9 protein-coding genes and 1 pseudogene are annotated in these 11,455 nt (G+C 44.8%); 9 read left to right on the top strand and 1 reads right to left on the bottom strand.

Going from position 1 to position 11,455, the window contains the following annotated elements:
- Window positions 1-20: 20 nt before the first annotated feature.
- Complete coding sequence (locus HMPREF2794_RS17885) at window positions 21-2,048, top strand: RagB/SusD family nutrient uptake outer membrane protein (RefSeq protein ID WP_022301527.1); 2,028 nt, start codon at window positions 21-23, stop codon at window positions 2,046-2,048.
- 20 nt (window positions 2,049-2,068) lie between these two features.
- Entirely contained in the window at window positions 2,069-2,971 is a 903-nt protein-coding gene (locus HMPREF2794_RS17880; protein ID WP_070752106.1) for a BT_3044 domain-containing protein, read from the top strand.
- A 423-nt stretch (window positions 2,972-3,394) separates the two neighbouring features.
- Here the strand turns inward: HMPREF2794_RS17880 and rd are convergent, their stop codons facing one another.
- Entirely contained in the window at window positions 3,395-3,559 is a 165-nt protein-coding gene (gene rd, locus HMPREF2794_RS17875) for a rubredoxin (protein ID WP_010535499.1), read from the bottom strand.
- 219 nt (window positions 3,560-3,778) lie between these two features.
- Between rd and HMPREF2794_RS17870 the strand changes: the two genes are divergently transcribed.
- From HMPREF2794_RS17870 to HMPREF2794_RS17840, 7 genes and pseudogenes are all read left to right on the top strand, one after another.
- Entirely contained in the window at window positions 3,779-4,954 is a 1,176-nt protein-coding gene (locus HMPREF2794_RS17870; RefSeq protein ID WP_010535500.1) for a sensor histidine kinase, read from the top strand.
- Between the two features lie 86 nt (window positions 4,955-5,040).
- Window positions 5,041-7,749, top strand: a complete 2,709-nt coding sequence (locus tag HMPREF2794_RS17865) for a calcium-translocating P-type ATPase, PMCA-type (RefSeq protein ID WP_070752104.1) — start codon at window positions 5,041-5,043, stop codon at window positions 7,747-7,749.
- Window positions 7,739-8,362 (top strand): HAD family hydrolase, encoded by a 624-nt coding sequence (locus HMPREF2794_RS17860; RefSeq protein ID WP_010535502.1) that lies wholly within the window; start codon window positions 7,739-7,741, stop codon window positions 8,360-8,362. The genes HMPREF2794_RS17865 and HMPREF2794_RS17860 overlap by 11 nt, the downstream gene beginning before the upstream one ends.
- Window positions 8,363-8,372: 10 nt before the next feature.
- A complete protein-coding gene (locus tag HMPREF2794_RS17855; protein WP_022300836.1) occupies window positions 8,373-9,332 on the top strand; it encodes a bifunctional riboflavin kinase/FAD synthetase in 960 nt (319 codons plus the stop codon).
- A gap of 326 nt (window positions 9,333-9,658) precedes the next feature.
- Window positions 9,659-10,420: pseudogene (locus tag HMPREF2794_RS17850) on the top strand (lysostaphin resistance A-like protein); the annotation flags it as partial.
- A 60-nt stretch (window positions 10,421-10,480) separates the two neighbouring features.
- Window positions 10,481-11,137, top strand: a complete 657-nt coding sequence (locus HMPREF2794_RS29610) for a DUF2975 domain-containing protein (RefSeq protein ID WP_070752127.1) — start codon at window positions 10,481-10,483, stop codon at window positions 11,135-11,137.
- A gap of 22 nt (window positions 11,138-11,159) precedes the next feature.
- Window positions 11,160-11,375, top strand: coding sequence for a helix-turn-helix domain-containing protein (locus HMPREF2794_RS17840; protein ID WP_010535506.1), 216 nt, complete (start codon window positions 11,160-11,162; stop codon window positions 11,373-11,375).
- Window positions 11,376-11,455 lie beyond the last annotated feature (80 nt).

Below are 11,455 nucleotides of genomic sequence, written 5' to 3'. Positions count from 1 at the left end.
TAAATACATCACCCGATAGAATGAAAAGGTCAATAATAAAAATAATAACCAGAGCGTTTGTCCTGGTTCAGGCAGTCATGATAACAACATCCTGCAGCAATTTCTTAAACATAGATAATTATTTTGATGATGAATTCAACATCGATTCGGTTTTTACCAATGCCCGATATATGGAAGCGTATATGTGGGGAGCAGCAGCGATGTTTCCGGATGAGGCACAGACCATCCGAAACGGGTATACACCGGGCCCCATGGCCACCGATGAAGGATTTAACGGACTGACCGGAAGCGGAACAGCCAATATATATCATGGCATGGATTTCGCCAATGGAAAGATCACGCAGGATTTCTTGGGTTCCGGTTCACCCAACCTGAACCAATGGGGCAAATACTATAAAATCATCCGTAAATGTAACAGCATCCTGCAAAATCTGGACCGCCCGAAGGACCTGACGAACTCAGACCGGCTCAGACTGGAAGGCTATACACGTTTTATTCGTGCCTTCGCCTACTACAACATCTTAGTCGATTACGGTCCGGCAATCTTATTGGGAGATGAGGTAGTCAATACGAATGAGCCTATCGAATACTACGACCGCCCCAGAGCCACCTATGACGAAACAATGAACTATACTTGTGAAGAGTTTGAAAAAGCAGCCCGTTTGCTGCCTTTGCCTCAGGATGTTTCTACTCTGGACTTCGGACGGCCCACCAAAGGGGCTGCACTCGGTCTGGTAGCCCGCCTGCGATTGATACATGCCAGCCCGTTGTTCAACGGAGGACCTGTTGCCAGTGCCTACTTCGGCAACTGGAAGCGCAAGACTGATGGTGTACACTATGTATCTCAACAATATGACGAAAGCCGCTGGGCAGTGGCTGCAGCAGCAGCCAAGCGAGTAATGGATATGGGAGCATACAAGCTCTATACGTATGCGAAAGACGACAACACCCCGGAACTTCCTGCCGGAGTCACTTCCGACCCTCATTTCTACGACAACTATCCGGACGGAGCCAACGGAATAGACCCTTTTAAATCCTATTCGGACATCTTTACCGGTGAAGCTGTGGCAGCCATCAATCCGGAGCTAATCTGGGGAAGAAACACGACATACATCAACGAAACCATCAGTAAAGGTTCTTTCCCCCCCTCCATGGGTGGATGGGGACGTTTCTGTGTCACTCAGAAAGTGGTAGACGCCTATCTGATGGACGATGGCCGTACAAAGGAAGAAGCCACAGCCGACGGATATTACTCGGAAACAGGTTTCACTTCCGAACCGCGTAACTTTTCCGGTTATCCTCTCAACGCCGGCATATATAAGATGTATGCCAATCGCGAAATGCGATTCTATGCATCGGTAGGATTCAACGAGGCAGTATGGCAGGCATTGTCCAGTTCGACCCTCAACAACCACACGGCAAAGTACTACTATCAGGATGAAGACGGTCGGGGTGGAGTAACAGCCACCTCTCCCAACTACCCTATCACCGGATACGTCATCAAAAAGTACAATAATCCGATGGATGCCTGGACCGGAACAGGAGCCCGACATATCCAAAAAGCCTACCCGATTATCCGCTATGCAGAAATCCTGTTGTCTTATGCAGAGGCACTCAACAACCTGACCAGTGCCCATACTGTAGAACTGGACGGGCAGTCCTATACTGTAGACCGGAATAAAGAAGAAATCAAAAAGGCATTTAATCAAGTCCGTTATAGAGCCGGACTGCCGGGGTTAACCACCAGCCAGCTTGACAATACGTCTGAAATACAAAAACAGATAGAACGTGAACGTATGGTAGAATTCTTATGGGAAAACAGACGTTTCTATGATGTCCGCCGCTGGGGTATCTATGAAGAAACGGAACAGGAACCTATCCGCGGGATGAACCCCGACGGCGCCACCAAAGAGACTTACTACCAGCGTGTCATCCCGAGTTCCTCCTCTTTCCTGACAAGAGTCGTTGATAAAAGGTCTGTCTGGGTACCTATCCCACGTGACGAAATGAGAAGATTACCTTCTCTCGACCAGAATCCGGGTTATTAAATTAAACGATAAAGAAGAAGATGAAACGAAATCTTATAACGATACTCGCACTTATTATAGCGCTTTCGTCATGCAATGACGACGCACTGTTTGAAAAGGAAATGTACAAGAATGTTGTAGCACTGATCAGCAGTGACTATTACAACACCTTCGAAGAAGTAGTCACCTTATCTCCTACGGGAGAGGAGGCGACAGGATATATTGCAGCCTGCACGGGAGGTACGCATGCTCCGAAAAAGAATATGGTCATCGGGCTGGAAGAAGACCTGACTTCATTAGAATTCTACAACCGGTCCCTTTATGACGTCGATGAAGCTTGTTATGCTAAATTCCTGCCCAGTGACAAATACGAGATTGTGGATTACAAGATTCAGATTAATGCAGGTGAACGGACAGGCAGAACCATGATCAAGATACGTCCCGAAGGATTGTCACCGGATTCTACCTACTTCGTAGGATTAAAAGCTACGGATATCTCCGGCGTCGAAATTAATGAAAGCAAAAACACCATTCTATATCAGATACTCATTAAGAACGCCTATGCAACACAGGGAGAAAACGTTTTCTATTCAATGACCGGTCTGGCAGACGAAATGGCAACCGCAGGCAACAAGAAGCTGTTTCCCCTCACTCACAACAGTGTACGCGTGATAGCCGGAACAGAGTCTTTTGAAAGCGATGTGGATCATATCAATAAAACCGCGATTATATTGGAAGTAGAAGAAAACAACCACGTCAAGATAAAGCCATACAAGGATATTGATGTCACTCCAATAGAAGGTGATTCTAAATATCCCAATATATTCAGGGTAGAGGAATCTTACGGACACACTTATAATGTATTTCTATTGTCATACCGATACACGATCAACGGGAAAAGCAGAGTTATGCAAGAGGAGTTGCGTCTGGAAATAAATAGTTAACGCAAAAAACTTGTAAAATTAACCCTTTTCTCCATTAAATCATTACTTTTGCGTACTATCTACCTTTCGTACCATCTTGGTGGTACGAAAGGTAAGTTATAGTAGAATAAATTAATATTCAAGCCGATCCCATAGTTTACGGGAATGAAAGCTTTAAATACACAACAAAAAAACTAAACTTATGAGCGTACTGTATGATCTTTACGAAACTCCCGATATGATGACCGGTCATGATAAATACAGCTTTAAATTCACACCTTTATTAATCTGTTCGGATTAGTATTTTGATACGACGAGGAGACCATCTGAGTAATATATAATATATAAACTGACAAAACAAAGCTCAGCATGAGCTGAAATCAAAAAAGACCGGGATGCAATGCACCCGGTCATCTCGTAATAATCTCTTCTCTCTTTTAGTTTTTATCCTTCGTACGGTTCAAAGTCTTCTTTTCCGACTCCACAAAGTGGACAAGTCCAATCATCTGGAATGTCTTCAAAAGCTGTTCCCGGTTCAATACCGCTATCAGGATCTCCTTGTGCGGGGTCGTAAATGTATTCACAGACTGTGCAAATGTACTTCTTCATAATGTTCGCTTTTTATTGGTTTACTAAATAATATAACGTAAATAGCTGCAAATTGTTCAAACTTCTTTTTCATCCCAAGTAAAAAAGTTATCTTTGTAGCATATTTGTAGAACAAAGCCAACAAGTTACATCATGCTAATAGCATTGCTATCTATTCTGATCATTTTATGCGCAGTTCTCCTGCTCAGTTACCTATGGGAACGGAGAAAATGTCTTCGGATGCAAAAGCGACTATTCCGGGAATCCAGAAAACTGGAACATACCAGTCACATCGCCAGTGCTATTCTGAAAAATGTTCATGCCTATATTCTATTAATAGATAACGACTTCAAAGTATTAAAAACCAATTACTACCAACTGACAGGAACACAAAAGAGCCTGGAAGAAAAGAGAGTAGGCGACTTGTTGCAGTGCCGCAATGCATTATCAGCAGAGGGCGGTTGTGGTACACATGCTTACTGCGGTTCCTGCCCCATACGTTGCGCCATCCGTCAGGCTTTCGAGCAAAGAAGAGGCTTCACTGACTTGGAAGCAACCCTGAACGTACTGACTGCCGAAAAAAAATCCGTAGCATGTGACGCCGTCATATCCGGCTCCTATTTTCTCCTTAATGAAGAAGAAAACATGGTCCTCACCGTTCATGATATCACCCAACTCAAACAAGCTGAAAAGGAACTGACACTGGCTAAAGAGAAAGCTGAAAATGCCGATATTTCAAAGTCAGCATTTCTGGCTAACATGAGCCATGAAATCCGCACTCCCCTCAATGCCATTACCGGATTTGCCGAAATACTGGCCAGTGCCAACACAGAAGAAGAGAAGGCGCAATATCAGGAAATTATCAAAATGAATGCCGACTTGCTGCTGCAACTGGTGAATGATATTCTCGATATGTCGAAAATAGAAGCAGGTACACTGGAATTTGTATATACCAAAGTAGATATCAATCTGTTGCTATCCGACTTGCAACAACTTTTCCAAATGAGAGTCAACGAGGCAGGAGGAAATATTCAAATAATAGCAGAGCCGGGGCTTCCCTCCTGTACCATAGAGACAGACCGGAACCGGGTTGCACAGGTACTCTCCAATTTTACGACCAATGCCATTAAATTCACTCAAGAAGGAAATGTCCGTATAGGCTACAAGGCAAGAGACACCGAACTTTATTTTTATGTCACAGACACCGGAACCGGAATTCCCGCTGACAAACTACCGGAAGTTTTCGGTCGCTTTGTGAAACTGAACAAGGAAAAGAAAGGGACAGGACTGGGACTCTCTATCTCCAAAACCATCGTAAACAAACTGGAGGGACAAATTGGCGCAGACTCTGTAGAGGGCAAAGGATCAACGTTCTGGTTTACGATTCCCTATCGCACTTGTGGCCGTCCTGAATAAAGTTACTTCATAAAAAGTTTTAATTAAACATTTTATCACAATTTTATGTTGTATTTTTGCGGTCCTAACCAAACGCATGTATCTGCATGAGTACTACAAAAAAAGACGATTATTATCATTCAGGCCTTACGGACAATGAAGTCCTGCAAAGCAGAGAAAAGAACGGTGTCAATCTGTTAACACCCCCCAAGCGCCCTTCCCTTTGGAAGCTTTACCTCGAAAAATTCGAAGACCCGGTTGTACGCGTATTATTGGTAGCAGCCATATTCTCACTAGTCATTTCCATTATCGAGAATGAATATGCCGAGACGATCGGAATTATAGCAGCTATCCTGCTGGCTACTGGTATCGGTTTCTTTTTCGAATACGATGCCAATAAGAAATTCGACTTACTGAACGCTGTCAACGAAGAAACACTCGTAAAGGTGATTCGTAACGGACATGTACAGGAAATTCCACGCAAAGACGTCGTTGTAGACGACATTATCATATTGGAAACAGGCGAAGAGATTCCCGCCGACGGACAGTTACTGGAAGCTATCTCACTGCAAGTAAACGAGTCCAACCTGACCGGAGAACCGGTGATCAATAAGACCGTAATCGAAGCGGATTTTGATGAAGAAGCAACCTATGCCTCCAATCTGGTGATGCGTGGTACGACAGTAGTAGACGGACACGGCACCATGCGCGTACTGCATGTAGGAGACGCTACGGAGATCGGTAAGGTAGCCCGTCAGAGCACCGAAGAAAATCTGGAGCCGACTCCTCTGAATATACAGCTGACCAAGCTTGCAAACCTGATCGGAAAGATAGGATTTACCGTTGCCGGACTTGCCTTCCTTATTTTCTTTGTAAAAGATGTACTGCTGTTCTACGATTTCAGTTCGCTGAACGGTTGGCACGAGTGGCTTCCGGTTTTCGAGCGGACCCTCAAATATTTCATGATGGCTGTAACCTTGATTGTAGTAGCCGTCCCCGAAGGATTACCGATGAGTGTAACGCTCAGTCTGGCTCTGAATATGCGCCGCATGCTCTCGACCAACAACCTGGTACGAAAAATGCACGCCTGTGAAACCATGGGAGCTATCACCGTGATTTGTACCGACAAAACGGGTACACTGACGCAAAACCTGATGCAGGTACACGAACCTAATTTCTACGGAATCAAAAATGGCGGTCATCTGGCCGATGATGATATCAGTGCTCTCGTCGCAGAGGGAATCAGTGCCAACTCCACCGCTTTCCTCGAAGAAGCAGCCACCGGGGAAAAACCCAAAGGGGTGGGCAATCCAACAGAAGTCGCCTTGTTATTATGGCTCAACAGTCAAGGCAAAAATTACCTCGAACTGCGTGAAAAGGCTCATATCCTCGACCAGCTTACATTCTCGACCGAACGCAAATTCATGGCGACTCTCGTCGAGTCTCCGATCATCGGAAAGAAAGTACTCTATATCAAGGGAGCACCCGAAATCGTACTCGGCAAATGTAAGGAAGTCGTGCTGGACGGAAGACGGGTGGATGCAGTCGAATATCGTTCGACGGTAGAAGCGCAGTTACTGAATTATCAGAATATGGCGATGCGTACTCTCGGATTCGCCTTCAAAATAGTAGGAGAAAACGAACCGAACGACTGTGCGGAACTGGTATCTGCCAACGACCTGAATTTCTTAGGGGTCGTAGCTATCTCAGATCCGATTCGTCCGGATGTACCCGCTGCTGTAGCCAAATGCCAGTCGGCAGGTATCGGTATTAAGATTGTTACCGGTGACACTCCGGGAACAGCTACGGAGATTGCCCGTCAGATCGGACTGTGGCAACCGGAAACAGATACCGAACGGAACCGTATCACCGGTGTTGCCTTTGCCGAACTTAGTGACGAAGAAGCACTGGACCGCGTAATGGATCTCAAAATCATGTCGCGTGCCCGTCCGACGGACAAGCAACGTCTTGTGCAGCTACTCCAGCAGAAAGGAGCCGTAGTCGCTGTAACCGGAGACGGTACGAATGACGCACCTGCTCTGAACCATGCGCAAGTAGGTTTGTCAATGGGTACAGGTACTTCCGTTGCCAAAGAAGCCAGTGACATCACGTTGCTCGACGACTCATTCAACAGTATCGGCACTGCCGTTATGTGGGGACGTTCTCTGTATAAGAATATCCAGCGTTTCATCGTATTTCAGTTAACAATCAACTTTGTTGCTCTGCTGATCGTACTGTTAGGTTCAATGATCGGAACAGAACTTCCATTGACCGTGACACAAATGTTGTGGGTTAACCTGATCATGGACACCTTTGCCGCTCTGGCTCTGGCTTCCATTCCTCCCAGCGAAACCGTCATGCAGGAGAAACCGCGCCGCAGCACTGATTTCATCATCAGCAAAGCGATGCGTACTAATATAATAGGTGTAGGCACTCTCTTCCTTGTCGTATTGCTCGGAATGATTTATTATTTCGACCACAGCGCGCAAGGTATGGACGTACACAACCTCACCATTTTCTTCACTTTCTTTGTCATGTTGCAATTCTGGAACCTGTTCAATGCCCGCGTATTCGGCACTACCGACTCAGCATTCAAGGGACTTTCCAAATCGTATGGCATGGAGTTAATTGTGCTGGCTATCCTGATCGGCCAATTTCTGATCGTACAGTTCGGTGGAGCTGTATTCCGCACGGTGCCGCTCGACTGGCAGACGTGGCTTCTGATTATAGGCGTTTCGTCCATGGTGTTATGGGTTGGAGAACTTATTCGCCTTGTTCAACGTATCATTCACAAAAGAGAAAATAATGAAAAGTAAAGGAATTAAAAACTTACTTATTGATTTAGGCGGTGTATTGATAAATCTGGACCGCGAACGCTGTATTGAGAACTTTAAAAAGATTGGGTTCCAGCATGTAGAAGAAAAATTCTGCACCCACCAGTTAGACGGAATCTTCTTGCAGCAGGAGAAAGGACTGATCACTCCTGCTGAATTCCGCGACGGCATCAGGGATATGATGGGAAAAGCAGTAAGCGATGAGCAGATTGATGCAGCCTGGAACAGTTTTTTAGTAGATATCCCTGCATATAAACTCGATCTGCTGCTCAAACTACGCGAGAAATACGTAGTCTATCTGCTCAGCAATACGAATGACATCCACTGGCAATGGGTTTGCCAAAACGCTTTCCCCTATCGCACATTCAAAGTAGAGGACTACTTCGAAAAGACTTATCTTTCTTATGAAATGAAAATGGCCAAACCCGAACCGGAGATATTCAAAGCAGTGACTGAAGATGCGGGTATCGATCCGAAGGAGACCTTTTTTATTGATGATTCCGAAATAAACTGTAAAGTAGCTCAGGAACTGGGTATCTCGACCTATACACCGAAAGCCGGTGAAGACTGGAGCCATCTTTTCAGAAAAAAATAAGATGGCAAACATGCAGATTATAAATGATACATCGGCTATGATCCCCGAACCATGTGTAGCTACCATCGGCTTCTTCGACGGTGTACACACGGGGCACCGCTATCTGATTCAACAAGTGAAAGAGATAGCGGCAGCCAAAGGTCTGCGTTCTGCATTAGTAACCTTCCCTGTTCATCCGCGCAAAGTGATGAACGCCACTTATCATCCGGAATTATTGACTACCCCCGAAGAGAAAATAAACCTGCTGGCAGGTACGGGAGTAGATTATTGCCTGATGCTCGATTTTACGCCCGACATTTCCCGGCTGACAGCCAAAGAATTCATGACTCAGGTGCTGAAGGAACGTTATCAGGTCAGGTATCTGGTGATAGGCTACGACCACCGTTTCGGCCATAACCGCAGCGAAGGGTTTGAGGATTATGTACGCTACGGACAATCTATCGGCATCGATGTTATCCGTGCACAAGCTTACACAAACGACATCCGGATAGATGCTTCCCAAAGCGTTCCGGTCAGTTCTTCTTTAATCCGGAAATTACTACATCAGGGAGACGTGGATATAGCTGCCCGCTGTCTGGGATACGAATATTTTCTGGACGGAACCGTAGTAGGAGGTTATCAGGTAGGCAGAAAAATCGGTTTCCCCACTGCCAATTTAAGCGTGGACGATCCGGACAAACTGATTCCCGCAGACGGAGTCTACGCCGTATGGGTTACATTCGACGGAAAAACTTATATGGGCATGCTGAATATAGGTGTCCGCCCCACTATCAACAATGGTCCCAACCGTACCATCGAAGTGAATATCCTTCATTTCCACTCCGACATTTATGATAAATTTATCCGGCTTACTTTCGTGAAGCGGACACGGCCCGAACTAAAATACGATAGCATCGACCAGCTAATCGCCCAACTCCACAAAGATGCAGAAGAAACAGAAACGATCCTCTTTGCTGCCAAACGGAGATAAATACCCCTTCCTTCCTCCATCATCAGCACAAATAATATCGAAAAACATATCTTTTTTATTGTTTTTCGATAAATATTTTCTCCTTTTTCTTTGTCAACTCAAAACTTACCTCTACATTTGCATATCGATAAACGATAAATAATCATCGAAAAACAACTATTTTCCATTCAATCATCTATTAAAAAATAACACTTTATGAAAAAGTCACTAATGAGCATATCGATACTGGTAGTATCCGTCTCAATGATTGCCATGTTTCTGTGCAGCTTTATTGCCAGTAAATAACAAACGATTATCTTTGTATCTCAGCTAAGAACACTACGAATATGAGAACTGCTATTAAACTGATATTACTGAATCTACTTATTGCACAAATCATTGCTCCTATCCTGGTCATGATTCCCTGTGTGATTTATCTGGTAGCCACTACCGGAAATTTAGACAAAGATGCGCTTATCACCATGCTCATGATTCCGGCGCAACTGGCCGGGCAATTGATGATGGGTGTCTATTTATGGAAGGCCGGCTACATCAGCACAAAGAAAACAACCTGGTCGCCTGTTTCGTCCTCTTATCTCTTTTTCAGTGCACTGGCCGTCCTTACCTGCGGTTTTGTGGTATCTGCGTTAACAGAACTGATGGACTGGATTCCCAATATCATGGAACAATCTTTCGATATTCTCCAGTCCGGCTGGGGCGGCATTCTTGCCATAGCCATCATAGGTCCCGTACTCGAAGAGTTGTTGTTCCGCGGAGCCATCACCAAGGCACTGCTGCAACAGTACAGCCCGACGAAAGCAATTCTGCTTTCAGCACTTCTGTTCGGCGTTTTTCATATCAATCCTGCCCAGATCCTTCCGGCATTTCTGATCGGTATCCTGTTTGCATGGACTTATTATAAGACTGCCAGCCTCATCCCTTGTATACTGATGCACGTACTGAACAATTCTTTATCCGTATTTCTCAGTATAAAATATCCGGAAGCTGAAAACATGAGTGACCTGATGAATACCAGCACTTATCTAATGGTTATTTTTGCAGCAGTTTTGATACTTGCAGGAGTAATCTGGGGAATGCGCCGAACAACCATCCCCTACCCCTGGAAAGAAGAAACAAATATCACAGACCAAAATAATAAAAAGACAGCGATGAAAAAACGTTTGAACATTCTCTGCATATTGGTATTCATAGTTTTGGGACTTTCCCTATATACCACAGGATACCAGTTTGGAACAGGTATGAAAGCCGGCATGAGTCTGGCCAAAGAACAGCACAAAGAGCCGAAGCAATGCGACGGTACCATGCTGGCAGGTGATTTCCGGTTTGTAGATGTCGTACCTACAATCGCTATGATCAAACCGGACAGGATCATCAATGCCCAAAGCAAAGAGAAAGTGCCCGTCATGTATACGCAAATGGCTGTGCGCATTGGGAAAGACGTGAATTACAGTTACCTGATTATCAGTAGTTCCTGCTCATTAATGAATACATTGCTCACCATTTCAGCACTCATCATCTTTGTCATGCTGATTCTGAGCATCAACAAATCACAGATATTTGAATGGAAGAATGTACGCCGCCTGCGCTGGCTGGGCAGTTTGCTGATCATTTCCTTTCTATTTTACCTGATTCCTCTAGTTGTCAATTACTGGGGATTAAAAGAAGTATTCGCACTCGACAAATACATCATTGCTCCCCTGGCGCTACAAGCGACTGATTTATTATTGGGACTTGGCTGTCTGATTGTAGCAGAGACATTCGCTATCGGACTGAAAATGAAAGAAGAACAGGAGCTCACGATTTAACTCAAACCGAGAAAATAGAATTATGGCAATTATAGTAAACCTTGACATCATGATGGCGCGCAGAAAAATCTCTCTGGGCGAACTGGCGGAGAAAATCGATATCACTCCCGCCAACCTTTCTATATTAAAAACCGGAAAAGCAAAGGCAATCCGCTTCTCCACGCTGGAGGCCATCTGCAAAGTACTTGACTGCCAACCGGCAGATATATTGGAGTATCAGGAAGAAATTAGTAAATGAAAGGAGTACGAAAGACAGCTGTTTACTTGATTTTAGGCACGGATAACACGGATTTACGCTGTTTTTAGTTGCTTATAATC

Origin of the sequence: Bacteroides sp. HMSC067B03, assembly GCF_001811315.1 — a bacterium.
GTDB classification, from domain to species: Bacteria; Bacteroidota; Bacteroidia; order Bacteroidales; family Bacteroidaceae; genus Bacteroides; species Bacteroides faecis.
This window is presented reverse-complemented; position numbering and strand designations above follow the sequence as displayed.

Excerpts from the sequence above, each read along its gene's own strand:
- HMPREF2794_RS17885 (WP_022301527.1), top strand. The coding sequence starts at position 21 with ATGAAAAGGTCAATAATAAAAATAATAACCAGAGCGTTTGTCCTGGTT.
- HMPREF2794_RS17880 (WP_070752106.1), top strand. The coding sequence starts at position 2,069 with ATGAAACGAAATCTTATAACGATACTCGCACTTATTATAGCGCTTTCG.
- rd (WP_010535499.1), bottom strand. The coding sequence starts at position 3,559 with ATGAAGAAGTACATTTGCACAGTCTGTGAATACATTTACGACCCCGCA.
- HMPREF2794_RS17870 (WP_010535500.1), top strand. The coding sequence starts at position 3,779 with ATGCAAAAGCGACTATTCCGGGAATCCAGAAAACTGGAACATACCAGT.
- HMPREF2794_RS17865 (WP_070752104.1), top strand. The coding sequence starts at position 5,041 with ATGAGTACTACAAAAAAAGACGATTATTATCATTCAGGCCTTACGGAC.
- HMPREF2794_RS17860 (WP_010535502.1), top strand. The coding sequence starts at position 7,739 with ATGAAAAGTAAAGGAATTAAAAACTTACTTATTGATTTAGGCGGTGTA.
- HMPREF2794_RS17855 (WP_022300836.1), top strand. The coding sequence starts at position 8,373 with ATGCAGATTATAAATGATACATCGGCTATGATCCCCGAACCATGTGTA.
- HMPREF2794_RS29610 (WP_070752127.1), top strand. The coding sequence starts at position 10,481 with ATGAAAAAACGTTTGAACATTCTCTGCATATTGGTATTCATAGTTTTG.
- HMPREF2794_RS17840 (WP_010535506.1), top strand. The coding sequence starts at position 11,160 with ATGGCAATTATAGTAAACCTTGACATCATGATGGCGCGCAGAAAAATC.